The 25961-nt window shown below is 64.4% G+C and carries 17 protein-coding genes; 12 read left to right on the top strand and 5 right to left on the bottom strand.

Annotated elements, in window-relative coordinates; translation table 11 throughout:
- Window positions 1–1343 (bottom strand): bifunctional [glutamate--ammonia ligase]-adenylyl-L-tyrosine phosphorylase/[glutamate--ammonia-ligase] adenylyltransferase (gene glnE / locus D3872_RS19610; RefSeq protein WP_119812391.1); only part of this gene is annotated, 1343 nt, incomplete at its 3' end.
- A gap of 250 nt (window positions 1344–1593) precedes the next feature.
- On the opposite strand from glnE, the gene D3872_RS19605 reads away from it, so the two are divergent.
- The 4 genes from D3872_RS19605 (at window position 1594) to aroG (ending at window position 9359) form a co-directional block, all read left to right on the top strand.
- Complete coding sequence (locus D3872_RS19605; RefSeq protein WP_229459425.1) at window positions 1594–5679, top strand: YhdP family protein; 4086 nt, start codon at window positions 1594–1596, stop codon at window positions 5677–5679.
- Window positions 5676–6473, top strand: a complete 798-nt coding sequence (locus D3872_RS19600; RefSeq protein WP_119812390.1) for a carbon-nitrogen hydrolase family protein — start codon at window positions 5676–5678, stop codon at window positions 6471–6473. The genes D3872_RS19605 and D3872_RS19600 overlap by 4 nt, the downstream gene beginning before the upstream one ends.
- A gap of 74 nt (window positions 6474–6547) precedes the next feature.
- Window positions 6548–8008 carry a metalloprotease TldD gene (gene tldD, locus D3872_RS19595; RefSeq protein WP_119812389.1) on the top strand — a complete coding sequence of 487 codons (1461 nt, stop codon included), beginning with the start codon at window positions 6548–6550 and terminating at the stop codon, window positions 8006–8008.
- A 289-nt stretch (window positions 8009–8297) separates the two neighbouring features.
- Window positions 8298–9359 carry a 3-deoxy-7-phosphoheptulonate synthase AroG gene (gene aroG, locus D3872_RS19590; protein WP_119812399.1) on the top strand — a complete coding sequence of 354 codons (1062 nt, stop codon included), beginning with the start codon at window positions 8298–8300 and terminating at the stop codon, window positions 9357–9359.
- A 571-nt stretch (window positions 9360–9930) separates the two neighbouring features.
- Here the strand turns inward: aroG and D3872_RS19580 are convergent.
- Complete coding sequence (locus tag D3872_RS19580) at window positions 9931–10560, bottom strand: YdcF family protein (protein ID WP_119812387.1); 630 nt, start codon at window positions 10558–10560, stop codon at window positions 9931–9933.
- A gap of 296 nt (window positions 10561–10856) precedes the next feature.
- Here D3872_RS19580 and D3872_RS19575 point away from each other — a divergent pair, with 296 nt between their 5' ends.
- Window positions 10857–11345: a hypothetical protein gene (locus D3872_RS19575; RefSeq protein ID WP_119812386.1), complete on the top strand. Its 489-nt coding sequence runs from the start codon at window positions 10857–10859 to the stop codon at window positions 11343–11345.
- A gap of 307 nt (window positions 11346–11652) precedes the next feature.
- On the opposite strand, the gene D3872_RS19570 is transcribed toward D3872_RS19575, so the two are convergent.
- The 3 genes from D3872_RS19570 to D3872_RS19565 all read right to left on the bottom strand — a co-directional run bounded on the left by D3872_RS19570 (window position 11653) and on the right by D3872_RS19565 (window position 16540).
- Complete coding sequence (locus D3872_RS19570) at window positions 11653–14310, bottom strand: TonB-dependent receptor domain-containing protein (RefSeq protein ID WP_229459424.1); 2658 nt, start codon at window positions 14308–14310, stop codon at window positions 11653–11655.
- Window positions 14250–14549: a hypothetical protein gene (locus tag D3872_RS26680; RefSeq protein WP_229459423.1), complete on the bottom strand. Its 300-nt coding sequence runs from the start codon at window positions 14547–14549 to the stop codon at window positions 14250–14252. Before D3872_RS26680 ends, D3872_RS19570 begins: the two co-directional genes overlap by 61 nt.
- 602 nt (window positions 14550–15151) lie before the next feature.
- Window positions 15152–16540, bottom strand: coding sequence for an FAD-binding oxidoreductase (locus tag D3872_RS19565; RefSeq protein WP_119812398.1), 1389 nt, complete (start codon window positions 16538–16540; stop codon window positions 15152–15154).
- 265 nt (window positions 16541–16805) lie between these two features.
- Here D3872_RS19565 and D3872_RS19560 point away from each other — a divergent pair, with 265 nt between their 5' ends.
- The 7 genes from D3872_RS19560 to rluB all read left to right on the top strand — a co-directional run bounded on the left by D3872_RS19560 (window position 16806) and on the right by rluB (window position 25947).
- A complete protein-coding gene (locus D3872_RS19560; RefSeq protein WP_119812385.1) occupies window positions 16806–17744 on the top strand; it encodes an ABC transporter permease in 939 nt (312 codons plus the stop codon).
- A gap of 8 nt (window positions 17745–17752) precedes the next feature.
- Window positions 17753–18772 carry an ABC transporter permease gene (locus D3872_RS19555; RefSeq protein ID WP_119812384.1) on the top strand — a complete coding sequence of 340 codons (1020 nt, stop codon included), beginning with the start codon at window positions 17753–17755 and terminating at the stop codon, window positions 18770–18772.
- A gap of 10 nt (window positions 18773–18782) precedes the next feature.
- Window positions 18783–20477: an ABC transporter ATP-binding protein gene (locus tag D3872_RS19550; protein ID WP_119812383.1), complete on the top strand. Its 1695-nt coding sequence runs from the start codon at window positions 18783–18785 to the stop codon at window positions 20475–20477.
- A gap of 230 nt (window positions 20478–20707) precedes the next feature.
- On the top strand, window positions 20708–21673 hold the full coding sequence (locus D3872_RS19545; RefSeq protein ID WP_119812382.1) for a VTT domain-containing protein: 966 nt from the start codon (window positions 20708–20710) through the stop codon (window positions 21671–21673).
- A gap of 164 nt (window positions 21674–21837) precedes the next feature.
- The gene (locus tag D3872_RS19540; RefSeq protein ID WP_119812381.1) at window positions 21838–22866 is read left to right on the top strand and encodes a glucokinase; all 1029 of its coding nucleotides are present in this window, start codon (window positions 21838–21840) and stop codon (window positions 22864–22866) included.
- A gap of 392 nt (window positions 22867–23258) precedes the next feature.
- Window positions 23259–24065 (top strand): SMC-Scp complex subunit ScpB, encoded by an 807-nt coding sequence (scpB, locus tag D3872_RS19535; RefSeq protein ID WP_119812380.1) that lies wholly within the window; start codon window positions 23259–23261, stop codon window positions 24063–24065.
- A complete protein-coding gene (gene rluB / locus D3872_RS19530; RefSeq protein ID WP_119812379.1) occupies window positions 24052–25947 on the top strand; it encodes a 23S rRNA pseudouridine(2605) synthase RluB in 1896 nt (631 codons plus the stop codon). Before scpB ends, rluB begins: the two co-directional genes overlap by 14 nt.
- Window positions 25948–25961: the final 14 nt, after the last annotated feature.

Here is a 25961-nt window from a genome sequence, read left to right as displayed (position 1 = left end):
GCGTGCGCCGGGTCGTCGAAGCCGAGCGCGGCCAGGCGCGCTTCGACCGCTTCCAGGCTTTCCATGTCGAGCGGTTCGGCCGCCGGTTCCGATCCATCGCCTTCGCTCTTGTCGCTGAAGATGGCGTCGAACTGCGCGGCGACGAACACGCGGTGCTCGTCGAGCCGCTCCAGCAGGGTGGCCACGTCGGGCATGCCCATCATGCGCGCCACCGCCTGCCGGTCTTCCTGCCGTGCGGGCAGGGTGTGGGTCTGGGCGTCGTCGAGGTACTGCAAGCGGTGCTCGAGGTTGCGCAGGAAGGTGTAGGAGTCGAGCAGGCGCGCCACCGTGTCGGCGCCCATCAGCTCCTTGTCGGCAAGCAGGCGCAGGGTGGCGCGGGTCGAGCGGTCGCGCAGCGCGGCGTCGCGGCCGCCACGGATCAGCTGGAACACCTGCGCCAGGAATTCGATTTCGCGGATGCCGCCGCGCCCCAGCTTGACGTTGTTGCTGCGGTCCGGGTGCAGCCGCTCCTGGCGGTTCACCTCGGCCCGGATCTGCGCGTGCATGTTGCGGATCGCGTCGATCACGCCGAAGTCGAGGTAGCGGCGGTACACGAAGGGCCGCACGACGGCGTCGAGGGCGTCGATGTCGGCCTGCCGGCCGGTCACGGCGCGCGCCTTGACCCAGGCATAGCGTTCCCACTCGCGGCCCTGCACGATCAGGTATTCCTCCACCATGTTCAGGCTCGCCACCAGCGGCCCCGAGGCGCCGTTCGGGCGCAGCGCCATGTCGACCCGGAAGGTGAAGCCGTCCTCGATGATCTCGGACAGCGCCGCGATCAGCTTCTTGCCAAGCCGGTTGAAGAATTCATGGTTGGACAGCTGGCGCTGGCCGGGCAGGGTGGCGGCGGTTTCGCCATCTTCCGGATACACGAAGATCAGGTCGATGTCGGACGAGACATTCAGCTCGCCGCCGCCCTGCTTGCCCATGGCGAGCACCATCATTTCCTGCGGCTGGCCCGAGTCGTTGCCGACCGGGGTGCCGTGGCACTCGACCATCTCGGCCATGATCGCGGCCAGGTGGGTGCGGATCGCGAAATCGGCCAGGCCGGTCATGGTGTCGACCACTTCTGCCAGGTCGGCATGGCCTTCGAGGTCGCGCCGGATCAGGCTCGCGACCACCAGGTTGCGCAGGCGGCGCATGGCGCGCGGCGCCGGGATGCCGGCTTCCAGTTCCACCGCCAGCGCCCGCTCCAGGTCCAGCTTCGATACCGGATGGCGGGCGACTTCCGCCACCCGCTCCTCGCGGCCAGGGCCGGATGCGACCCAGCGTTGGTAGAAGCGCGAGAGGGAAACATTGCTCATATTGAATGTAAGGAAGAGTTAATGTGTGCCTCAACTGCTGCCCCTATGGGGTAGAATTGGGCCGCGCACCTGTACAGGACAGGTCGATGGTAAGGTAGGCAACGGCATTGATGCAAGCGCTCTCTTATTCACCAGACAAAACACGGCGAGCCCTTTTATTAGCTTATTGATGCAGAACCGGGAACACGAGACCGCGCCAGCGCACGTACCTATGGCGGAACGCTGGCGGCGGGCCCGCGCATGCTATCGCATGGCCAACCTGGCGAGCCATCACGTCCTCGGATTCACCGTCAAGGCGGTCGCGCTGGTGTATTTCGCGTTCGCGATCCTGTTCCTGGTGCTGCGCTACGCCATCCTTCCCAATATCGACTACTACAAGGACGACATCGAACGCGCCGCCAGCCGCGCGCTTGGCAGCCAGGTGTCGATCGCCCGCATCTATGCCTCGTGGCGCGGGCTGCGCCCCAACTTCTTCCTCGGCGATGTCAGCCTGCGCGACGCCCAGGGCCGCCAGGTGCTGGCGCTGCCGAGCGTATCGGCCACGGTGTCGTGGTGGAGCGTGGCGGCGCGCGACCTGCGCTTCGAATCGCTCGAGATCATCCGTCCCGAACTGGACGTGCGCCGCACCGCCGACGGCAAGCTGTACGTCGCCGGCGTGCTGGTCACCGAAGGTCCGGGCGACACCGACGCCGGCGACTGGGCCTTCAAGCAGCGCGAGATCGTCATCCGCGAAGGCAAAATCAACTGGACCGACGAAAAACGTGCGGCGCCCACGCTGGCGCTGGACAACGTCAACATGCTGCTGCTGAACCGCTGGACCGAACACCGCTTCGGCCTGCGCGCCACGCCGCCGGCCAGCCTGGCCCAGCCGATCGATGTGCGCGCCGCCTTCTCCCATCCGCGCTTCGCGCGCCGCATCGCCGACCCGCGCCTGTGGAAGGGCGAACTGTATGTCGACGTGCGCCAGACCGACCTGGCCGGATGGACGCCCTACATCGATTATCCGTTCGAGATCAGCCAGGGCAAGGGCTCGGTGCGCGCCTGGCTGACGCTGGACGACGCCAAGCTGGAAGGCTTTACCGCCGACGTGGGCCTGGTCGACGTCAGCGCGCGCCTGCGCAAGACGCTGCCGCCGCTGGTGCTCAAGCGCGTCAGCGGACGCGTGTCGGCGCGCGAGACGGTGCCGCGCGGCGCCGAGGCGGGCAAGCCGACCTTCGAAGCCTACGGCCATACCGCGACCCTCACCGGCTTTTCGATCGAAACCGGCGACGGACTGGCGCTGCCGCCGACCACCATCAGCGAGACCTTCACGCCGGCTCGCGGGCGCACGCCCGAGCGCGTGGCCATCAGCGCCAAGGCGCTCGACCTGGCCACGCTCGCGGCGGTGGCGGCGCAGCTGCCGCTGACCGATCCGCAGCGCGCCATGCTGAACGACTTCGGCCCGCGCGGCCGGATCGAGGACCTGTCGGCGCAGTGGCAGGGCCAGTATCCGGCCATCACCAGCTACCGCATCAAGGGCCGCATGGTCGGCCTCGGCCTGCAGGCGCAGCCTGCGCGCGCGGCGCAGCCGGCCGAAGGCGGCAGGCCAGCGCTGGCGGCAGTGCCTGCGATTCCAGGCTTCGACAACCTGACCGGGGCGGTGGACGCGACCGACAAGGGCGGCGCCATCAACATCGATTCGCGCAATACCGTGCTGCGCCTGTCGGGCTATTTCGAGAACCCCGAGATGCCGTTCGACCATCTGGGCATGAGGGCGCGCTGGTCGTTCGAGGAAGGCGACCGCCTGCGGCTGCACCTGGACTCGTTCAGCTTTGTGCAGGGTGCGCTGAAAGGCGCGCTGTCCGGCACCCACATCATGCCGCTGGCTGAAAAGGGCCCCGGCACCGCCGACCTGAAGGGCACGCTGACAGGGTTCGAACTGAACCGCATCGGCAGCTACCTGCCCTTGCAAACGCCGCCCGACCTGCATCACTGGCTGACCGGCGCGCTCGAAGGCGGCGTGGCGAAGGACGTGACCGTGGTGCTGCGCGGCGACCTGGCGCAGTTCCCGTTCCGCGCCAACACCGCCGCCGAGCGCGCGCGCGGCGAGTTCCGCGTGGCCGGGCGCATCGAAAACGGCAAGCTCAATTATTCGCCCGGGAACCACGCGCCGGACGGCGTGTCGCCCTTGTGGCCGCAGGCCGACCGCGTCAATGGCAGCTTCCTGTTCGACCGCGTGCGCATGGAGATCCGCGGCGACACCGCCACCACGCTGGGCGTGGCGCTGTCGAACGTGAAGGCGGTGATTCCCGACCTTGGGCTGGACGACAAGATGCTGGAGATCGACGGCAATGCCGCCGGCCAGCTGCAGGAATTCCTGCGCTATGTCGCGGCCAGCCCGGTGCTTGGCTGGATCGGCCACTTCACCGACGACACGCGCGCCACCGGCAACGCCAGGCTGGGACTGAAGCTGCTGCTGCCGCTGTCGCACCTTCCGGACGCGAAAGTGAAGGGCAGCCTGCAGCTGCTCAACAACGAGGTGGTGCTTTTCAACGACCTGCCGGCGGTGCAGGGGGCGACCGGCCGGATCGAATTCTGGGAGCGCGGCGTCAACCTGAACGGCGTGGGCGGCACATTTGTGGGCGGCCCGCTGGCGCTGGCGGGCGGCACCCAGCGCGACGGCGCCATCGTCATCAGGCTGGGCGGCACCGTGGCGGCCGACGGCGTGCGCAGGACCTTCCCGTCGCCGGCGATGCAGCGCCTGGCCGGCCATCTGTCCGGCAGCGCGCGCTACACTGGCGCGGTCGAGGTACGCGACCACAAGGTGCAGGTGACGGTCGACTCCACGCTGGCCGGCATGGCGCTGGACTTCCCGGCGCCCTTGCGCAAACCCGCGGCTGACCAGATGCCGCTGCACTTCGCCATGACCGGCACGCCGGCGAGCGACGGCGGCATTTCGCGCGACGACATCCGCATTGCGCTGGGCAGCGCGATCAGTGCCCGCTACGAACGCCAGCGCCAGGGCCGCGAGCCGTGGCGCGTGCTGCGCGGTGGCATCGGCGTCAACACGCCGGCGCCGGAACCGGACAGCGGCCTGATGGTCAACGTCAACATGAAGTCGCTCAATGTCGACCAATGGGTTGCGGCCAGCAGCGCGATCGCCGGATCGAAGGCGGAGCGCGCTGCGCCATCGGCGGGCGGCGGGCTCGACCTGTCGAGCTACATCGTGCCGGACGTGATGGCGGCGCGCGCCGACGAACTGATCATCGGCGAGCGCAAGCTGGCCGAGGTGGTGGTCGGCGCCTCGCACCAGGGCGACACCTGGCAGGCCAGCATCGATTCGCGCCAGGTGTCGGGACACGTCACCTGGGAGGACTCGCCGACGGGGCAGGGCCTGGGCAAGGTCACGGCGCGGCTCGCTTCGCTGATCATTCCCGAATCCGCCGCCGAAGACGTCAAGGACCTGCTGCAGGCCGACCGCGGCGCGGCCGCGACCATACCCGGCCTCGACATCGTGGCCGAGCGCTTCGAACTGTTCAACAGGCAGCTGGGCCGGCTGGAGCTGCTGGCCAGTAACGCGCAAGCCCTGGCCGGGCGCGAATGGCGCGTCAACAAGCTGACCCTGGCCAACAATGACGGCAAGCTGAACGGCACCGGCAAATGGCTGACCAAGGACGGCAAGAGCAACACCAGCCTGAACTTCACGATCGACATCGCCGACGCCGGCCGGCTGCTCGACCGCTTCGGTTTCCCCGACACCCTGCGCGGCGGCAAGGGCAAGCTGAGCGGCGACATCGCCTGGAACGGCCTGCCCTACGCGCTCGACATCCCGAGCTTGTCCGGCCAGCTCAACCTCGACATCGCCTCCGGCCAGTTCCTCAAGCAGGACCCGGGCGCGGCCAAGCTGCTCGGCGTGCTGAGCCTGCAAGCGCTGCCGCGCCTGCTGAAGCTCGACTTCAAGGACGTGTTCTCGGAAGGGCTGGCGTTCGACGGCATCAGCGCCGACGCCATCATCAACAAGGGCCTGCTGCGCACCGACAACCTGAAGATGTGGGGCGTCGCCGCCACGGTCCTGATGGACGGCACCGCGGATATCGCCAACGAGACGACCAACCTGCATGTGGTCGTGATTCCGGAGTTTAATCTTGGAACGGGACCGCTGGTGTATGCGCTGGCGGTCAATCCGGTGGTCGGGATCGGCAGTTTCCTGGCCCAGCTTTTCCTGCGCGCACCGGTCATGAAGGCGCTGACCTACGAGTTGCAGGTGACCGGACCGTGGAAGTCGCCCGTCATCAAGCGGCTGGGCGCCCCGAAGCCGGCGGTACCGGCAGCCACCCCGAAAGCGGAGAAGAAATGACGAAGGTTGCAGCAGTACAGATGGTGTCCACGCCCAACGTGCCTGAGAATATCGCCACCGCGCGCCGGCTGGTAGCCGAAGCGGCCGCCACCGGCGCCGAGCTGGTGACCTTGCCGGAATACTGGCCGATCATGGGCATGTCGGATGCGGACAAGGTGGCGCACGCCGAACAGCCGGGCAGCGGACCGATCCAGGACTTCATGGCCGCGGCCGCGCGCGAACACGGGATCTGGCTGATCGGCGGCACCTTACCGCTGGTCTCGCGCGACGCGGGCAAGGTGATGAACACGGTACTGGTGTACGGGCCCGACGGCAAGCCGGTTGTGCGCTACGACAAAATTCACCTGTTCGGCTTCACCAAGGGCAGCGAATCGTATGACGAATCGCGCACCATTGTGCCGGGCGAATCGGTCGGCAGCTTCGAAGCGCCGTTCGGCCGGGTCGGCCTGTCGGTCTGCTACGACCTGCGCTTCCCCGAGCTGTACCGGGCGATGGGCGAGTGCGTGCTGATCGTCGTGCCCGCCGCCTTCACCCACACCACCGGCCTGGCGCACTGGGAAGTGCTGCTGCGTGCGCGCGCCATCGAGAACCAGTGCTACGTGCTGGCCTCGGCCCAGGGCGGCACCCACGCCAACGGCCGCCGCACCTTCGGCCACAGCATGCTGATCGACCCATGGGGCGAGGTCAAGGCGGTGCTGAAGGAAGGCGAGGGCGTGGTCAGCGGCGAGATCGACCCGGCCTACCTCGCCAGCGTCCGCGAAAGCTTGCCTGCGCTCAAGCATCGGACGATGTGACCAGAGGTGCGGACAGGCACGATGTGGCACAATGTCCGCTAACCAAGCCAAGCAACCGCTGAAAGACCTGACACATGAAACCATTCGAACCCAATCTCTCCTCGCTGGCCGTCGCGCGCGACGTGCTGCTGACGCCGTTCGGCCTCGACGAAGGCAAGATCCTGACCGCACTGGGGACGATGTTCACGCACAAGGTCGACTACGCGGACATGTACTTCCAGTTCACCAAGAGCGAAGGCTGGAGCCTGGAAGAAGGCATCGTCAAGACCGGCAGCTTCTCGATCGACCAGGGCGTCGGCGTGCGCGCCATCTCGGGCGACAAGACCGCCTTCTCCTACTCGGACGAAATCTCGCAGAGCGCACTGCTGGACGCGGCCGCCGCGACCCGCACCATCGCGCGTTCCGGCTCCGGCAAGATCAAGGTCGCCGGCAGCATGACCCAGCAGGGCGGGCGCTCGCTGTACCTGCCGCACGACCCGCTGGCCTCGCTGGACGCGACCGCCAAGGTCAAGCTGCTCGAACGCGTAGAGAAAATGGCGCGCGCCAAGGACCCGCGCGTGGTGCAGGTGATGGCCGGCCTGGCCGGCGAATACGACGTGGTGCTGGTGGCGCGCAGCGACGGCGTGCTGGCGGCCGACATCCGCCCGCTGGTGCGCGTGTCGCTGACCGTGATCGTCGAACAGGACGGCCGCCGCGAAACCGGTTCCTCCGGCGGCGGCGGGCGCTACGACTACGGCTACTTCAGCGACGCCATCCTGGAAAAATACGCGGCCGAAGCGGTGCAGTCGGCGGTGGTCAACCTCGACGCGCGTCCTGCGCCTGCCGGCCCGATGACCATCGTGCTCGGACCTGGCTGGCCTGGCGTGCTGCTGCACGAAGCGATCGGCCACGGGCTGGAGGGCGACTTCAACCGCAAGGGTTCGTCGACGTTCTCGGGCCGTATCGGCGAGCGCGTCGCGGCAAAAGGCGTGACGGTGGTGGACGACGGCACGCTGTCGGACCGCCGCGGCTCGCTGAACATGGACGACGAAGGCAACCCGACCCAGTGCACCACGCTGATCGAAGACGGCATTTTGCGCGGCTACATCCAGGACACGATGAACGCGCGCCTGATGAAGATGCCGATCACCGGCAACGCGCGCCGCGAATCGTTCGCGCACCTGCCGATGCCGCGCATGACCAACACCTACATGCTGGCGGGGGACAAGGACCCGGCGGAGATCCTGGCGTCGGTGAAGAATGGCCTGTACGCGGTGAACTTCGGCGGCGGCCAGGTCGACATCACCAACGGCAAGTTCGTGTTCTCGGCGAGCGAAGCGTACATGATCGAGAACGGCAAGGTCACCTATCCGGTGAAGGGCGCGACCCTGATCGGCAATGGCCCGGACGTGTTGAACCGCGTATCGATGATCGGCAACGACATGCGCCTGGATTCGGGCGTTGGCGTATGCGGCAAGGAAGGGCAGAGCGTGCCGGTGGGCGTTGGCCAGCCGACCTTGCGCATCGAAGACGTCACGGTCGGCGGTACGGCATAAATATCCGCATTCACCGGCGGAAATGTTGTTTGCTGCACTGCCGCGAAAATGCTTGCCAACCCGCCCGGAATGGCGTTATAGTCGTTTTCAACCCACAGGGATAATTATATGCGTTACGTAGCCTACTTTACCTTCCGTTTTTGGTTTAGCGATTCCAGCCTCGAGGCGGTGGAGTAGCGGACGGTTCACGTAGCAGCAAAGCGAGATCCCAGCACCTTTCCAAAAACCGCCAGAGATGGCGGTTTTTTTATTTCCAGACCATACAATCGAACTGACCACGGAGAACACCATGCCACGCACCGACGACTTGCGCATCAGAGAAATGAAGGAACTGACGCCGCCCGCGCACCTGATCCGCGAGTTTCCCTGCACGGGAATGGCGGAACAGACCGCAGCGGCGGCACGGATTGCACTGCACCGCATCCTGCACGGCCAGGACGACCGCCTGATGGTGGTGATCGGACCTTGCTCGATCCACGACACCAAGGCGGCGATGGAATATGCGCGCCGCCTCGCGGGCGAGCGTGACCGCCTCAAGGGCGAGCTCGAGATCGTGATGCGCGTGTACTTCGAGAAGCCGCGCACCACGGTGGGCTGGAAGGGTTTGATCAATGACCCGTACATGGACAACAGCTTCCGCATCAACGACGGCCTGCGCATGGCGCGCGAGCTGCTGCGCGACATCAACGAGCTGGGCTTGCCGGCCGGGACCGAGTTCCTCGACGTGATCAGCCCGCAGTACATCGCGGACCTGATCAGTTGGGGCGCGATCGGCGCGCGCACCACCGAGTCGCAGGTGCACCGCGAGCTGGCTTCCGGCCTGTCGTGCCCGGTGGGCTTCAAGAACGGCACTGACGGCAACATCAAGATCGCGGTGGAAGCGATCAAGGCGGCCTCGCAGCCGCACCACTTCCTGTCGGTGACCAAGGGCGGCCACTCGGCGATCGTGTCGACCAACGGCAACGAGGACTGCCACATCATCCTGCGCGGCGGCAAGGCGCCGAATTATGACGCGGAGAGCGTGGAGCAGGCCTGCCAGCAGAGCGCGGCGCAGGGACTGGCTTCGCGTTTGATGATCGATGCTTCGCATGCGAACAGCTCGAAGAAGCCGGAGAATCAGGTGCCGGTGTGCGAATCGATCGCGGCGCAGATTGCCGGTGGCGACGACCGTATCGTGGGCGTGATGATCGAGTCGCATTTGGTGGCTGGGCGTCAGGACCTGGTTCCGGGCAAGGAGCTGGTGTACGGGCAATCGGTTACGGATGGCTGCATCGATTGGGAGACCAGCGTGAAGGTGCTGGACGGGTTGGCGGCTGCGGTTCGCCAACGCCGCTTGCGTCAGGACGTGTAAGTCAACTCGGCGGAGAAAGGGAAGATTCCGGCCGCACCTAGGTGCGGGCAGGGCAGGGAGTGAAAGGAGTCGGGCGCGTAGCGCCCGCAGCCGTCCAAGTGAAAAAATGTTTTGAACTCTGGTGTTGGTCCACGGTCAAACTCCATAAGTGCTTCAGTATGCGATTACGCGCTGGGGCATGATTCACCAGTACCGCTTTTTCCAATTCGCAGTCGCCATCGGCGAGGTCGAAAGATATCCTGCGGATTGAATAAGAAGCTGGCTGCTTTCAGTCCGGCCTCCGTCTGGGGCATCAGACGCCAGCAGTGGGAATCCCCTTCCGTTCACGAAGTGGAGGATGTCAAGGACAGTGCAATAGTGCTCTTGAAGGAGCTTGCCATGAACAGACTTGTCCAGATAATTTATCAGCGAGAAAGCCGAGGCAGGTTAATGAACGCCCTCGGATTGTTCTGCGTCGCGGGTTCCGCAATCCTTTCAGCTATTCTGTTGGCGGCCACGTTCTGGCGATGATCCTCGCCGTGTGAGTGAGGACGTCTAAGTACGCCTAACAAAACCTTACCTCGACCTTCCACTACCGACCCGAAGCAGTCATCTTTGCTACGGGTTTAACTGCGCCAAATTGTGGGTATGCCGGGCACCCGTTAATCTCTTCCAGGAAGCCTTCGGCCAGGTAACGCGGGATCTTGTCGAATTCGCTGAGTACGCGGGCTCGAAAATCCTCATGTTCATGCCAGCGCTCGGCAGGAATACTGAAATAGTTGACAGGACAAACCGACAAGCTCAAACCAGGCCAATGTCTCTGCAAAGTCATCAGGTAGCGTCGGGTCGAGCATATTTTTCCGATCACGACGACACTTCGAATTGCAGCGAGGTCCATCACCTCAGCCACCCTGGCCCGGCCGAACCGTACGTTCTCGCCTGTGTTCGTTGCTGCAGTCTCCAGTATGAGAACGGCTTCAGGTATCCCGAGCCTGACCAGGCGCTCAGCGATCGTGTCTGCCTCCGCCAGAGGCGAGGACCCTGTCCTTCCACCAGATACCAACAGACGGCTGAACATGCCGTTCTGCCAGAGTCCATGCGCCACCTCGCAAAACTCAGGTACGCCATGGCGGGTCCCAAAAAGAAATCCGAGATCCGAAGCGCACGCCGGAAACGACGGCATGATGTATTCGGCAATGCTCTGCAAATCGTCATGTGACATAGGGGGACCCACGAAGAACTCAATCGACGAAGCGACCTGGAAACGCGCCGGCTGCGCGCTCTTATGCTGCCCCGGCCGATTGCAGGCGTTCGGTATGGCACAGTGTACGAGGTTTGTCGCTCTTACGCGGGTCGGTGAACATAGGCGCCATCCACGCCGGGGCTGAACGTCCCCACGCCATTCGGCGGTCGCAGGTTCGCACCGTCACCAGCGCTTGCTCGATTGAATTGTCCAGCGCTTCCTTAGAGGCAATACTCCAACCTGGACCGGTACCTATATGCTCAAGGCTGAGCAGGATGCCAGGCAGCGCCACCGGCATCGAGTACAGCATCGGCCGTTTCGATTCGTACAACAACGTCACCTTCCGCCTGATCTCGCGCATGGTGCTGTCGCTGCGCACGTCGGAGAATCTGACCAACTCGCTGACCCTGAACTACCGTTCGGGCAATCACGACCGGGTGCTGACGGAAGATGATGCGGCAGTTCGCGTCGTCAACGCGGACGACTCGATCGGGGGCGTGGTCGGCATGACGCGCGACGTCGACGACTATCTGACGCTCGACTACCAGCTCAAGGCGAAGGTCTACAAGGGCCTGACCCTGACCGCCGGTATCAAGAACCTGCTGGTTGACATCCTCCCCTTCGTGAACGGAAGGGGATTCCCACTGCTGGCGTCTGATGCCCCAGACGGAAGCCGGACTGAAAGAGCCCAGCTTCTTATTCAATCCGCAGGATATCTCTCGACCTCGCCTAAGGCGACTCCGGATTGGAAAAAGCGGTGCTAGTAGATCATGCCCCAGCGCGTAATCGCATACTGAAGCACTTATGGAGTTTGACCGTGGACCAACACCAAAGTTCAAAACATTTTTTCACTTGGACGGCTGCGGGCGCTACGCGCGGCTATGATGGCCGTTACACCGATCCGCTCGGCCGTACATTCTACGTGACCGCCAACTACAAGTTCTGAACTTTGTTGCAGTAGGCATGATGTGAAAAGACCCGGCTTGCCGATTGGCTTGCTGGGTCTTTCTTTTGGTGGACCTTGAACAGACGCCCCGAAGGGCGTTTATTCATGCTGAAAGATCCAGCAGATTACATCTTGACGCGCAGTCCAAGGTAGTAGCGGCGGCCGATCGGGTCATACGTACCCGCATCGGTTTCCGCACCGGTGGTGTTGCCAGGAATGCCGCTGATGATAGCCGGGGCCTTGGTGTTGAACGCGTTGTCGACGCCAACGTACAGGTCGACTTCCTTGCGCAGCGTGTAGGTCAGCTGGAAGTCGTTGTAGACCTTTTCCTTGATCTTGATCGCGCCTGCAGGCAGGTCGAAATCGCTCAGGAACACGTTGTCGAGCGAGGATTCGCCGATGTAGGTGGTGCTGGAGGTCAGGTTGAACTTGCCCCACTTGTAGCCGAGGAACAGGGCAGCCTTGTTCTTTGCCGCGCCGACTTCACCGTAGAACGGATCCGATTCCGCGCCAGGCAGCGGGATGTTGTAGCCATCCAGCAGGTGGGTCCACGACAGGCGCGCATTCAGGCGGCCTGCGCCGACCGTGTCGGACCATGCCGCGGTCGCGTCGACGCCTTCGGTACCGAGGCCGCCGCTGTTCGAGACGGCGGTGTCGATGAACTCCAGCGAGCCAGCGCTGTTGGCGCCGGTTGCCGCAGGACGGCGCTTGATGAAGTCGCAGAACGTGGTGTTGCCGCCGCCGTAGCAGCTGTCCAGCGCGTATTGGCGCGGTGTGCTGACGATGGCGTCTTCGATGTCGATCTTGAAGTAGTCGGCCGTGAAGGTAAACTTGCTCAGCATCGGAATCGAGCGTGGGGTCACGACGATACCAACTGTGCTCGACTTGCCTTTTTCTTCGCCCAGGTTCGGGTTGCCGCGGTTGTAGCCGGACACGCCTTGCAGGTCGGACTGGTTGACGGTGAAACTGCCGTTGGCGTTGATGTTCGCCATCACGCCAGGTGCTGCGCGGCATGCCGCGTCGCGTGCGCCGGCCGAGGTGGCGGTCACGCCTTCGCATGGATCAGCCAGGCCCGATGGGAAGTCCTGCGACGGTGGCGAGAACAGTTCGTTGATGTTCGGAGCACGGGTCGACAGTGCGCGGGTCGCGCGCAGCTTGACGTCGGCTACCGGCGCCCACTCGAAGCCTGCGTTCCAGCTGGTGGTGTTGCCGACGGTCGAGTAGTCGCCCAAGCGTACCGCGCCCAGGAAGCTCAGGCTCTTGGCGAATGCCTTGTCCTTCAGGATAGGGATGCGGGTTTCCAGGAAGGCTTCCTTGACTTCGAACTCGCCTTCGGTCGGAGGCGTTGCATTGCCCGCGTTCAGGCCAGCCTGGGTCAGTGCGTCAGGAATGCTGCTCGAGAATTCCTTGCGCCATTCGTAGCCCGCGGCGATGCCCAATGGGCCGGCCGGCAGTTCGAACGGTTCGCCGCTGATCGAGCCGCCCAGCAGTTTCTGGGTGGTCGAGGTTTCCAGCGAGCCCGGTGCGTTGACATACTTCAGTGCCGCCGGCGAGATGGTGTTGAAGCCGAACACGTTGATCGGTACGCAGCCCTGCAGGCGTGCGTTCGCGTCACGGCAGATCGGGGTGCCGTCGGCGCCCGGGATCGCTTCCAGCGCGTTGCGGAAGTTCAGCACGTTGACCTGGCCGCCCGAGTTCTGGGCTTCCTTGGTCGAACCGTACACGCCGTACACTTCGTAGTTCCAGTCCTTGACGGTTCCCTTCAGGCCGGTCGCCAGGCGGAAGGTGTCGCGCTGTGCGGTGCTGCCGCGGTTGCCCACTTCCGAGATGCGGCGGGTGAAGAAGTAGTCGCGCAGGCCGTCGCCGTCGGTGTCGCTGATGCGGTCGTACAGGTATTGAGGAACCAGCGGGTTGCGCACGACAGCGCCGTTGACGAACGATTCGGCAGGAACCTGGCCGCTGGCCGCGTAGATGTCGTCGGACCCCAGCGCGAACGGCTCCAGCTTGGTGGTGACCTTGGTCGACGCGTAGTTACCTTCGAAGAAGGCGCTGTGGTTTTCGCCCAGTGCCAGGTTGCCGCTGGTGGCGAAGTTGTAGCGTTCGGTCGGCACTGCGATGGTGCGGAACTCGGAACGGTTATAGCCGGTCGGCGCCTGGGTTGCGCTACCGTTGGTCGACGCCGGGATCGGGTTGCCCGCCGCGTCGTAGGTATAGCTGCCCGTATCGTGGAAGAATACGCCCTGCGGAGCGTAGCTCGAGAAGAACGGACGGCGTGGCTTGAACAGGTCTTCCGCCTTGCCGGTTAGTGCGCCTTCGGAGTACTGGTCGATCGCCGATGCGTCGCGGTCTTTCGAGTACACCGCGCCCTGGCGCGAGTAGCCGAAGTGACCCATGATGTTGCTGGCGCCGTCGGCGCTGGTGGTGCCGAAGGTCAGCGACAGCTTGCGCTTGGCGTCGTCGCCCTGTTCGCTGCCGCCAACCGAGGCGTCAGCCAGCAGGCCGTTGAAATTTTTCTTCAGGATGATGTTGACCACGCCCGCAACCGCGTCGGAACCATAGGTTGCCGATGCGCCGCCGGTCAGCAGTTCGACGCGCTCGATGAAGTCGGTAGGGATGGTGTTCAGGTCGACCGCGCTGTCGCCTGGAACGCCCGATACCACGCGGCGGCCATTGACCAGCACCAGGGTACGCGAGGTGCCCAGGTTACGCAGGTCGACGGTGGCTACGCCCGCGCTGGCGGTCGAGAAGTTCGAGTTGGTGCGGCTGATGGCCGGGGTACCCATGGTTGGGTTTTCCAGCAGCATTCCTGCAGGTTGGTCGCGCCGGACTGGGCGATGTCCGCCGAGCTCAGCACTTGCAGCGGCGATGGCGACTCGGCGTTTGGCGACGAGATGCGCGAGCCGGTCACGGTGACCTTGGCGATTGGTTCCTGGGCGGTTTGCGCGAACGCGGCCGACATGCCGAGGGTGACGCCACCCAGGCAGATCAGGCGGATCGAACGGGATAAGGCTTTTTCCAACATTGTGTTACTCCCTTGTGAATTCATTGGGCTTGCAAGTTTTTTCTTCTTGGCGGCGACGCGTCTTTACACGTCAACCGACGAAAAAATGGTTCGTGTTGCGAACGGCCTAATGAAATCACTGCGTAACTAGTGTTTCAATGTGTAAAGTTTGTAGACTTGTAGAATTTAACGATATTTTGACGGTTTGTTCAGTTTTTAACAGTTTTATTGCTGCGGCGCAGCATGTGCTTATGCAACAAGTTCCCATAAGTTGCAGACATCGTGCGCGCATCGTGCCTGCAACATTGTGTCAAGATCGCACGTTATATTGCGGTGCACAAAACGACGAGAAAATTGACTATACGTACAGCGAAAATGTCGTGTTTTCGTCATATTTACGGACGTAAATATTTGTTAATATTGTTAAGAATTGCTGCATTGCGGCGGGGTTTTGAGGGGTGGAACAGGGCGGTTCTGCTTGCGTTCAGCAGATCGGGGACAGACCCAGGGACAGACCCGGGACAGACCCAGGGACAGACCCCGATCTCGACCTGGATGGTGGTCTGTCCCCGAACTTATCGCCGAACTTATAGATGGTGGTCTGTCCCCGAACTTGGATGGTCTCACGGGCTGGGTCGGATGTTCTGGTTGCTGCGGAACAGGTTGTCGCCGTCGTACTTCGCCTTGATCTCCTTGAGCCGGCGGTAGTTCGGCCCGTAGGCGTCGGCTATCCGGTCGGATTCGTCCTCATTGAGGAAGTTGATGTACACGCCGCCTGCCGCGTGGGGCGCCGCCGCCTTGAAGAATTCGCGCGCCCAGGCCAGGCACTTGGCATCTTCGTCCGGGTCGAGCCAGCGGGTGTGCACGTTCATCGCGTACAGTGCGTGGCGGTGCGGGTAGGCCATCTCGTCCGGGGCGTGGGTATTGGCCGCGCCGCCGAGCAGTCCGAGGAAAATCTCGCTCTGGTCGGAAGGCAGCTTGCCGGAATACGCGATCACCACGTCAATGGCGGCGTCGCTCAGCTTGTTGAAGTTGTGGGACTTCCAGTAATTGCGTGCCGGCGGCACCAGCAGGGGGTCGAAGGCTTGCTGCCACGCGGTGTAAGGCACGGCGCCGACCTGTTCGCCCACCGGCTCGCCGAAAGCGCGCACTTCGGCGATGGCGGCGTGCACTTCTTCCGATGGCCGTGGCGAAAAGAAGGAGAGCGCCACTACGTCAGTCCCGTGCACCGCCGCCGGCAAGAACGGCAGAGGCGGGGCCTTGCGCAGCACGGCCCAAAGCGAAAGGTTGTCGTCCAGCGCCTCGACGTAGTCGCGGTACTTCCTGAGCACCGAGCTGGCCTGCGCAAACGGGAAAACAATCAAGCCGGCGGTGACCATCGGACCGACCGCGTGGAGCGCGAATTCGAATGTCGTCACGACGCCGAAGTTGCCGCCGCCGCCGCGAATTGCCCAGAACAAGTCGGGATGGCTGTCGGCGTCAATGTGCAGCCGCTCGCCATTGGCGATGACGATATCGGCCGACACCAGGTTGTCGATCGCCAGACCGTACATGCGCGTCAGCCAGCCGAAGCCTCCGCCGAGTGTGAGGCCGCCCACGCCGGTGGTCGAATTGATGCCGAATGGCGTCGCCAGGCCATACGACTGTGCCTCGTGGTCGACGTCGCCCAAGGTCGCGCCGCCCTCGACCCAGGCCCGCATTTCGTGCGGGGCTACCTGCACCGAGCGCATCCTGCTCAGGTCGATCACCAATCCGTCGTTGACCAGGGCGCTGCCGGCGATGTTGTGGCCGCCGCCGCGAACCGCCAGTTGCAGCCCATGATCGCGTGCGAAGTTGACCGCAGCCCGTACGTCCGCCGAACCGGCGCAACGCACGATCATGGCCGGGCGCTTGTCGATCATCGCGTTCCAGATCTTGCGGGCTTCGTCGTATTCCGGTTCACCCGGCAGAAGAAGGGCGCCCCGGATATTGCGTTGGAGCTCTTCGATTTCCATACCCCCGACGGTACTCATCATGCACCTCCGCATTTTGTTAGTTGACAAATCTTCAGGATAGGAAGGGCGGGGGCAATATGCAAGCGCTTGTCACCTCGGACCAGGCCTGGAAGCGGCGGCGCGATGGCGCGCAATGAAGTAACTGTTTGACAGTCCTGCCACTTTGAGGATTTTCGACCTCTCATCAAAGCTCCCCTCGAAGCAAAGTTTTGCGCTATCGTTACGCCTTTCTCCGCGGACACATCCGCGCCGCAACGAGAACCACTTGCATAAGAACTGAGACATGCTTGCATTCATCCTCCGCCGGTTATGGCAAATGCTGCCGACCATGGCGGGCGTCATCCTGCTGGTGTTCATCCTGTTCAACTGGGTGGGCGGCGATCCGGCCTACCTCCTGGCCGGCAAGATGTCCGACGCCGAGGCGATCGCCAACATCCGGCGCCAGCTGGGTGTCGACCAGCCCTACCATGTCCAGCTGTGGATTTTCGTCAAGCAGATCCTGACCTTCGACTTCGGCAATTCCTGGGCCACCGGCGAGGCGGTATCGCACATCATGTCGAGCCGCCTGGGCCCCTCGCTGACGGTGCTGATCCCGCTGACGATCCTGGAAACCCTGTTCGGCATCGGGCTGGCGCTGGCGATCGCCTTCGTGCGCGGCTCGCTGACCGACCGCGCGGTGATGGTGGCCTGCACCGTCGGCATGTCGATCAGCATCCTGGTCTACATCATCGTGTTCCAGTACGGCCTCGCCTACAAGCTGGGGCTGTTCCCGGTGCAGGGTTGGGGCGGCAGCCTGGCGGAAAACCTGCTGCGCTACGCCACGCTGCCGATCCTGATCGGCCTGGCGGTGTCGATCGCGCCCACGCTGCGCCTGTACCGCAGCTTCGTGCTCGATGAAGTCAACCAGGACTACGTACGCACCGCGCGCGCCAAGGGACTGCCCGAGCGCCGCATCATGTGGGTGCACGTGCTGCGCAACGCCGCCATCCCGATCATCACCCACGTCATGGCCAACCTGCCGGCGCTGCTGATCGGCGCCTTCCTGCTCGAACGCTTCTTCGGCATTCCCGGCATCGGGCGCGAAGTGATCCTCGCGGTCGAGCGCAGCGACTTCCCGGTGATTAAGGCGGTCACGGTGTACGTCGCCGCCGCCACCATGATCTTCAACCTGCTGACCGACCTGCTGTACCAGGCAGTCGATCCGCGCGTACAACTCAAGTAAGGCCACGCATGACGAATCAAACAAATCAAGCAAATTCGCCCGGCCTGTGGGCGCTCGCGTGGCGCCGCCTTCGCGCCGACCGCGTGGCGATGGCCGCGCTGGCGGTGGTTGGGCTGTTCCTCGCGATGCTGGCCTTGTCCTCGGCGGGCCTGGTTGCGGCCGACTGGGAAAAGGAAGTGGGCGTCAACTATGCGCCGCCGTCCTTCGTCGGTGCGCAGGAATCCTTCCTTGCCGGCGCCGACGGCCGCGCTGTGCTGCCGCCGCCCGCCAACGAATACGATCCGCTGGCCGCGGACATCGCCCAGTTGCGCGCGCAGGCCGGCGCCGCGCTGGCGCCCGAACCGCGCCGCGAAACGCTGCCGTTCGGCGCCGACAAATGGGGCCATGACATCATCAAGAAAACCATCAAGGGCGGCGAAACCTCGATCGTGGTGGGCCTGGTGGCGGCGCTGCTCGCGGTGTCGCTGGGCACCCTGTTCGGCGCCGTATCGGGCTACTTCGGCGGCGCGGTGGACGACGTGTTCAACTGGTTCTACAGCATTTTCACGTCGATCCCGTCGATCCTGATGATCCTGACGGTGGCCGCCGTGCTGCAGCAGCGCGGCGTGACGACCATTGTGCTGATCCTCGGCCTGACCGGCTGGACCGGGCCGTACCGCCTGATGCGCGCCGAGTACATCAAGCACAAGGCGCGCGAATACGTAATGGCCGCCGACGCCATCGGCGCTTCGCACACGCGCAAGATGTTCTCGCATATCTTCCCCAACGTGAGCCACGTGGCGCTGGTGCAGATGTCGATTTTGGTGGTGGGCTTCATCAAGGCCGAAGTGATCTTGTCCTTCCTCGGCTTCGGCGTGCCGGTGGGAGTGGTCTCGTGGGGCAGCATGCTCAACGAGGCGCAGAACGAGCTCATTCTCGGCAAGTGGTGGCAGCTGACCGCGGCCGCCGCCGCGATGGCGCTGCTGGTGACGGCCTTCTCGCTGTTTACCGATGCGCTGCGCGATGCGCTCGACCCGAAACTGAAATGAGGGCGGGCGAATGAATAGCGATTCCAATATGCTCCTCGAAGTACGCGACCTGCGCGTGCGCTTCCGCGTCGACAAGAAGAACAGCGTCGAAGCGGTGAAATGCATTTCGTTCAGCGTTCCGAGGAACAGCACGGTGGCGCTGGTGGGCGAATCGGGCAGCGGCAAGTCGGTCAGCTCGCTCGCCGTCATGGGCCTGCTGCCGCCCGAGACCACGATGATCGATCCGCAATCGAAGCTGGTGTTCGACGGCCGCGACCTGCTGTCGATGGCGCCGGCCGAACGGCGCGCGCTGTGCGGCAAGGAGATCTCGATGATCTTCCAGGAGCCGATGTCGTCGCTGAACCCGGTGTTCACGGTGGGCTACCAGATCGGCGAAGTGCTGCGCCGGCACATGGGCATGAACGCGCGCCAGGCGCGTGCGCGCACGCTCGATCTGCTGGGTGAGGTCGGCATTCCCGACCCGGCCAGGAAGATCGACGCATACCCGAGCCAGATGTCGGGCGGCCAGCAGCAGCGCGTGATGATCGCGATGGCGATCGCCTGCGAACCGAAACTGCTGATCGCGGACGAGCCAACGACAGCGCTCGACGTCACGATCCAGAAGCAGATCATGGACCTGCTTGCGAGCCTGCAGCGCAAGCGCGAGATGTCGGTACTGTTCATTACCCACGACCTGGGGCTGGTGGGCGAGATCGCCGACCGCGTGATCGTCATGCGCCACGGCGAGGTGAGGGAAGAGGGCGAGGCGCGCCAGGTGCTGGACGACCCGCAGGATTCGTATACGCGCGCGCTGCTGCACTGCCGCCCGAAGCTGGACCAGCGTCCGATCCGGCTCCCGGTCATCGACGACTACATCGCTGGCCGTGCCGCGCCGTCGATCGATATCCCGCAGCGCACGCGCGGCTATGCGCCGGGCGATACGAACGTGCTGGAAGTGCGCAACCTGTCCAAGAGCTTCTGGTTCCGCGAAGGGCTGTTCGGCAAGCGCGAATTCCGCGCGGTGAAGGACGTGTCGTTCACCCTCCCGCGCGGCAAGACGCTGGGCGTGGTGGGCGAGTCGGGATCGGGCAAGACCACGGTGGGGCTGACGCTGCTGCGGCTGCACAAGGCGACCGGCGGCACCGCGATGTTCGAAGGGCGCGACCTGGTCTCGATGAGCGACCGCGATTACATGGCCTACAAGCGGCGCATCCAGATCATCTTCCAGAATCCGTATGCGTCGCTGAACCCGCGCTTTACCGTCGGGCAGATCCTGATGGAGCCGATGCGCATCCATGCGATCGGCGCCAACGATGCCGAACGCCAGCGTGAAGCCATGCGGCTGCTCGACCGGGTGGGCCTGCCGGCGCAGGTCTTCCACCGCTACCCGCACGAGTTTTCGGGCGGCCAGCGGCAGCGCATCGCGATCGCGCGTTGCCTGACCATGAAGCCGGAGATCCTGGTGTGCGACGAGTCGGTGTCGGCGCTGGACGTGTCGGTGCAGGCGCAGGTGCTGAACCTGCTGCAGGATTTGCAGGATGAATTCGGGATGAGCTATATCTTCATCTCGCATGACCTTTCGGTGGTGAAGTACATGGCCGACCAGGTGATGGTGATGCACCAGGGCAGTGTGGTGGAGATGGCGAATTCGGATGAGCTGTACAGGAATCCGCAGCATGCTTATACGAAGACTTTGCTGGAGCGCGATGAGCCGAGGGGCGTCTGAAGCGAAAGCTCGCGGGTCCGCCTGCCCTTACCCGCCCTACGGGGTGGATTGACATGGTAGGGCGGATAAGGGCAATGCCCGCATCCGCGTGCCGGCGTCAGCGGGATGCCTGGCGGTAGGCGCGCTGCGCGCTTTCCCACCCTACATCTGAATGCGTCTTCCGCGCCACAGGCAAGCGGATTTCAGCGGCGTCCCGAATGCACAAAACGGATTTCAGCTAACATGATCGGATGCCCGACCTGATCGCCCTGCTGCAAACCTACGGTGTCCTCATCGTCTTCTCCATCGTGCTTGTGGAGCAGGCCGGCGCGCCGATTCCGGCGTTTCCCATCCTGATCGTGGCCGGTGCGCTGGCTGTCGACGGCGATATCAGCTGGGCCGCGGCAGTCGCCGTCGCGGTAGGCGCCTGCCTGATAAGCGACATCTTCTGGTTCCGCGCCGGCCGCTTCTACGGCAAGCGCATCCTCAACCTGCTGTGCCGCATCTCGCTTTCGCCCGACTACTGCGTCAGCCAAACCGAGGACAAGTTCCGCCGCTACGGCGCCAAGTCGCTGATCGTCTCCAAATTCATTCCGGGCTTTAACATCATCGCCTCGCCGATGTCCGGCGCCCTCGGCGTGCCCACCAGGCGTTTCCTCGCGTTCAGCATCACGGGCAGCCTGCTGTGGAGCAGCGCCGGCATCGCCATTGGCGCCTGGTTCCACACGAGCGTCGACCAAGTGCTGGACCTCATCAGCGAGGCCGGCACGACTTCGCTGCTGGTGCTGCTTGCGCTACTGGCCCTGTTCATCGCCTTCAAGTATGTCGAGCGCCGCCGCTTCCTGCGCGGCGTCCAGGTCGAACGCATCGGCGTGGGCGAACTGCTGCACCTGATGGAAGAGGGCATGGATCCGGTCATCGTCGATGCCCGCAGCGCCACCGCGCGCCAGCTCGAGGCCGCCATCCCCGGCGCCGTGATCTACGGCGACTGCGACCCTGGCAAGCTGATGGCCACGCTCGACAAGGACCGCCACATCGTCGTTTACTGTAGTTGCCCTAACGATGTAACCGCTGCTCAACTTGCGATGCAGTTCCTCGCCAATGGCTTCCATCGCACCCGCCCGCTGCACGGCGGCCTCGATTCCTGGAACGCCCATCACGGGCATCTGGTCGCCGAACGCCCCGACCCCTCCGAACCCAATCCCTGCGTCAGGTAGCAAGACTACGCGCCGAATCGGCCGAAGCCCCGCACCGCGATGCGAGAGGCATATGCACGTCCGTCAGCGACTTACGCAACAGTTAATGTACTAAAACTACAAAGAAAGCTTGCATTTCCGCCGCCTGATCCATTAAGCTTTGAAGTCCTAACCGATTTCATGCCATGACAGATCAGCAACATTCCCTGCCGCCTCAAATTGCCCAGCCTGCCAGCTTCGCCGACGGACCGCGCCTGCTCGCCGACATAGGCGGCACCAACGCCCGTTTCGCACTGGAGACAGCGCCAGGCAGGATCGAACTGATCGACGTACTTCCGTGCAAGGACTATCCGACCCTGTCCGCCGCACTGCGCGCCTACCTGGCGTCGCCGAACGTGGTGGCGGCTGGCATCGCCGGCATCCGCCACGCCGCAGTCGCGATCGCCAATCCGATCACGGGCGACCTGGTGCGGATGACCAACCATCACTGGGAATTTTCGGTCGAGGCGATGCGCATCGAGTGCGGCTTCGACACGCTGCTGGCGGTCAATGACTTCACTGCGCTGGCCTGCTCCCTGCCGCATCTGTCCGAGCTGCAAAAGGTGCAGGTCGGCGGCGGTGTTGCGCGCAAAGGCAGCCCGATCGGCCTGCTTGGCGCCGGAACCGGCCTCGGCGTGTCCGGCCTGGTCCCGGCCGGCGAAGGCTGGACCGCGCTGCTGAGCGAGGGCGGTCACGTCACTTTCTCGCCGGCGAATGAAACCGAAGTAAAGATCCTTCAATTCGCATGGCGCGAGTACGAGCACGTGTCGGCCGAACGCCTGCTGTCCGGCGACGGGCTCGAGCTGATGTACCGCGCGCTGGCCCATATCACCGGGCTGCCGGACGAAGGCCTGACGGCGCCCGATATTTCGCGCGGCGCGCTGGCCGGCGACTGCCCGCTGTGCACGCAGGTCATCGATACTTTCTGCGGCATGCTGGGCACAGTGGCCGGCAACCTGGCGGTCACGCTGGGCGCGCAGGGCGGTATTTATATAGGCGGCGGCATCGTTCCCCGCCTGGGCGAACGCTTCGCGCAGTCGCCGTTCCGCACGCGTTTCGAGCAGAAGGGGCGCTTCGTCAACTACCTGGCGCAGGTGCCCACTTACGTCATTACCGCCGAATATCCCGCCTTCCTCGGCGTGTCCGCCATCCTGTCGGAGAAGCTTTCGGGCTGAACGCCTGCGGCGGGTGCGCACCGGGGCTTTTGTCCGCGCCCGCATTTTATCGGGTACAATTGGGTCCAGTTGAAGGGAACGATGTCGATCGACCATGTAGCGCGCATGCCGGAGCCAGCCTCCTTGCCGCTGCGTCGAACCAGCGTTTCACTTGAAGAATCAACGGTTTGCGCCCAGACTGAATATGGCGGCCGGGTGAGCGGGTCAGCTCTCGCCACAGAAATATTCCGCCCAGCGCGCACCAGCCCGGGCGATGGAATCCAGTTTTAACGTGTCTCCGCCAACGCCGCTTTCCTGCGGCTTTCCGCTGTCATTCGTTCGACTGGTCTGTTTTCACGCAGCGTCTCGCAGCTTATTTGCACTACCTTGCACTATCCGCATACGACATCGTTATGAATACTGATGAGGCCAAGCTAGTCCTCGAAACCGCTTTGCTGTGCGCGCGCGAGCCGATGTCCATCCATTCGATGAAAAAGCTGTTCGTCGACGTGGACGACAACGGCAGGCCGATGGGCACCGGGGTCGGCGCCGACACCATCAAGCTGCTGCTGGAAGAGCTGCGCCACGACTGGCGCGACCGCGGCATCGAGGTGGTGGGCCTGTCGAGCGGATGGCGCTTCCAGAGCCGCCCCGAGATGAAGCAGTACCTCGAGCGCCTGAACCCGGAAAAGCCGCAGAAGTATTCGCGCGCCACGCTGGAGACGCTGGCGATCATCGCCTACCGCCAGCCTGTGACGCGCGGCGACATCGAAGAGATCCGCGGCGTCGCGGTGAATTCGCAGACCATCAAGATGCTGGAAGACCGCGGCTGGGTCGACGTGATCGGCCACCGCGAAGTAATCGGGCGCCCGGCGCTGCTCGGCACGACCAAGCAGTTCCTGGATGACCTGGGATTGAACTCGCTGTCCCAGCTGCCGCCGCTGCAGGAGATCAGCAGCATGCAGGGCGGTTCCTCCGCGATGGAAGAACTGGAGGCGGCCCTGCAGGAGAATTTTGAGAAAGCGGCTGCCGCGACGACGGCGGCCAACAACGATGGTGAAGGCAGCGGTGACGCGCAGGAGATTCCTGGCGACGTACAGCAGGCAGCCGGCGCCGACACTTCACCTGTTGAAGTCCCCATTTCCGACCCTGCGCCAGAAACACCTGTAGAAGAAGCGCCAGGTCAGCATGACCAAGAAACGAAAAATGAATCCAACTGATACTCCAGAGACTCCAGCCGGCGCAACGCCAGCATCCACCGACGCACCGGTGAAGGCAAAGCGCCGCACCAAGGCACAGATCGAAGCCGACGCGGCCGCCGGCGTCGAAGCGCCGAAAAAGCGCGCCGCGAAGAAGGCCGTAGCGGCCGAAGGCGAAGCGCCAGTCGAGGCGGCTGCGGAAACCGCGCCGAAAGCGCGCAAGCCACGCGCTGCCAAAGTGGTGGCGGCCGAATCGGTAGCGGCCGAAGCGCCTGCGCAGGCAGCGGCGCCAGCGCAGGCAGCTCCGGCTCCAGCTCCCGCGGTCCAGGCCGAAGCGCCTGCGGTTGGAGGCGAAGCGCGCCAGGAGCGCGGCCAGCGTCCACCGCGCGGCCCGCGCCAGATGCGCGAGCAGCGCGGCCAGCGCGAAGCGCGCAAGCCGCGTCCTGAAGGCGAAGCGGCAGCGGCGCCGGTCGCCGAAGCAGGCGCCGAGGCGGTCGTTGCGGCCGAGCGCGGCCCACGTCCGGAGCGCGGTCCGCGCGAACCGCGTGCCGATGGTCAGCCTCGTCAGAAGAAGAACAAGAAGGGCAATCCCGGCCTCCAGCATCACAAGAAGCCGCGCCAGAACGACGCCGATGCGGCGTTCTCGTTCGTCACGTCGGAAGCCTTCGATGCCAACGAAGGCGGACGTTCGCAGCCTGCCAAGCCAGTGCGCCGCGACCTGACTTCGGACGACGATGCGCCGAAGCTGCACAAGGTGCTGGCGGAAGCGGGCCTCGGTTCGCGCCGCGACATGGAAGACCTGATCGTCGCCGGCCGCGTGTCGGTCAACGGCGAGCCGGCCCACATCGGCCAGCGCATCCTGCCGACCGATGCGGTCCGCATCAACGGCAAGCTTATCCAGCGCAAGGTCAGCAACAAGCCGCCGCGCGTGCTGGTGTACCACAAGCCGGCCGGCGAAATCGTCAGCCACGACGATCCTGAAGGCCGTCCGTCGGTATTCGACCGCCTGCCGACCATGAAGGCCGGCAAATGGCTGGCCGTGGGCCGCCTCGACTTCAACACCGAGGGCCTGCTGCTGTTCACGACCTCGGGCGACCTGGCCAACCGCCTGATGCACCCGCGTTACAACATCGACCGCGAATACGCGGTGCGTACGCTGGGCGAGCTGGAAGAGGGCATGCGCCAGAAGCTGCTGGCCGGCGTCGAGCTGGAAGACGGCATGGCGTCGTTCACCAAGATCGCCGACGGTGGCGGTGAGGGCATCAACAAGTGGTACCGCGTGGTGATCGGCGAAGGCCGCAACCGCGAAGTGCGCCGGATGTTCGAAGCGGTCGGCCTGACCGTGTCGCGCCTGATCCGTACCCGCTACGGCATCATGACCTTGCCAAGCGGGCTGAAACGCGGGCGTTGGGAAGAGCTGGAAGAGAACACCGTGCGCGATTTGCTGGCTGCGTTCGGCGTCGAGAAAAAGGGTGGCAAGGCCGAGCCGCGTGGTCCGCAGGGCCGTGGCGAGCAGAAGCCGCGCGAAGCGGATGGCAACCGCATGGATCGTGCAGACGCAAACCGCAATGCGGATCCTTTCCCGCAAAAGCCGCGCAGCGGCCGCCCGGGCGGTGCGCCGCGCGGGCAGGGCGGGTTCGGCGCAGGCGGGTTTGGCCAGGGCCAGGGGCAAGGACAGGGTCCTCGCCAAGGGCAGGGGCCGCGCCAGGGTCAAGGCCAGGGCCAGGGTGGAGGTCAGGGCGGCCGCGGCAAGCCGGCAGGTGCAGGCGCCGGTTCGGGCCGTCCGCGCCAGCCGGACCCGCTGCAGACCACGTTTGGATTTGGTAATGCGAGCGGCGCGCAGCGTTCGCAGGGGCCGCGTGGCGCGGGGCATGGTGCGCCGCGCCGTGGACGTCGCGGGTAAGTGAACTCGCAAAC

The organism is Massilia cavernae, assembly GCF_003590855.1.
In the GTDB taxonomy this organism is placed as follows: domain Bacteria; phylum Pseudomonadota; class Gammaproteobacteria; order Burkholderiales; family Burkholderiaceae_D; genus Telluria_A; species Telluria_A cavernae.
Note: the sequence above shows the minus strand (reverse complement) of the source record. Positions and strands in the feature narration are given on the sequence as shown.

What these genes read in the sequence shown, in the direction of transcription:
- D3872_RS19605 (WP_229459425.1), top strand. Translation starts at nt 1,594, where the DNA reads ATGGCCAACCTGGCGAGCCATCACGTCCTCGGATTCACCGTCAAGGCG.
- D3872_RS19600 (WP_119812390.1), top strand. Translation starts at nt 5,676, where the DNA reads ATGACGAAGGTTGCAGCAGTACAGATGGTGTCCACGCCCAACGTGCCT.
- tldD (WP_119812389.1), top strand. Translation starts at nt 6,548, where the DNA reads ATGAAACCATTCGAACCCAATCTCTCCTCGCTGGCCGTCGCGCGCGAC.
- aroG (WP_119812399.1), top strand. Translation starts at nt 8,298, where the DNA reads ATGCCACGCACCGACGACTTGCGCATCAGAGAAATGAAGGAACTGACG.
- D3872_RS19580 (WP_119812387.1), bottom strand. Translation starts at nt 10,560, where the DNA reads ATGTCACATGACGATTTGCAGAGCATTGCCGAATACATCATGCCGTCG.
- D3872_RS19575 (WP_119812386.1), top strand. Translation starts at nt 10,857, where the DNA reads ATGCCAGGCAGCGCCACCGGCATCGAGTACAGCATCGGCCGTTTCGAT.
- D3872_RS19570 (WP_229459424.1), bottom strand. Translation starts at nt 14,310, where the DNA reads ATGGGTACCCCGGCCATCAGCCGCACCAACTCGAACTTCTCGACCGCC.
- D3872_RS26680 (WP_229459423.1), bottom strand. Translation starts at nt 14,549, where the DNA reads ATGTTGGAAAAAGCCTTATCCCGTTCGATCCGCCTGATCTGCCTGGGT.
- D3872_RS19565 (WP_119812398.1), bottom strand. Translation starts at nt 16,540, where the DNA reads ATGAGTACCGTCGGGGGTATGGAAATCGAAGAGCTCCAACGCAATATC.
- D3872_RS19560 (WP_119812385.1), top strand. Translation starts at nt 16,806, where the DNA reads ATGCTTGCATTCATCCTCCGCCGGTTATGGCAAATGCTGCCGACCATG.
- D3872_RS19555 (WP_119812384.1), top strand. Translation starts at nt 17,753, where the DNA reads ATGACGAATCAAACAAATCAAGCAAATTCGCCCGGCCTGTGGGCGCTC.
- D3872_RS19550 (WP_119812383.1), top strand. Translation starts at nt 18,783, where the DNA reads ATGAATAGCGATTCCAATATGCTCCTCGAAGTACGCGACCTGCGCGTG.
- D3872_RS19545 (WP_119812382.1), top strand. Translation starts at nt 20,708, where the DNA reads ATGCCCGACCTGATCGCCCTGCTGCAAACCTACGGTGTCCTCATCGTC.
- D3872_RS19540 (WP_119812381.1), top strand. Translation starts at nt 21,838, where the DNA reads ATGACAGATCAGCAACATTCCCTGCCGCCTCAAATTGCCCAGCCTGCC.
- scpB (WP_119812380.1), top strand. Translation starts at nt 23,259, where the DNA reads ATGAATACTGATGAGGCCAAGCTAGTCCTCGAAACCGCTTTGCTGTGC.
- rluB (WP_119812379.1), top strand. Translation starts at nt 24,052, where the DNA reads ATGAATCCAACTGATACTCCAGAGACTCCAGCCGGCGCAACGCCAGCA.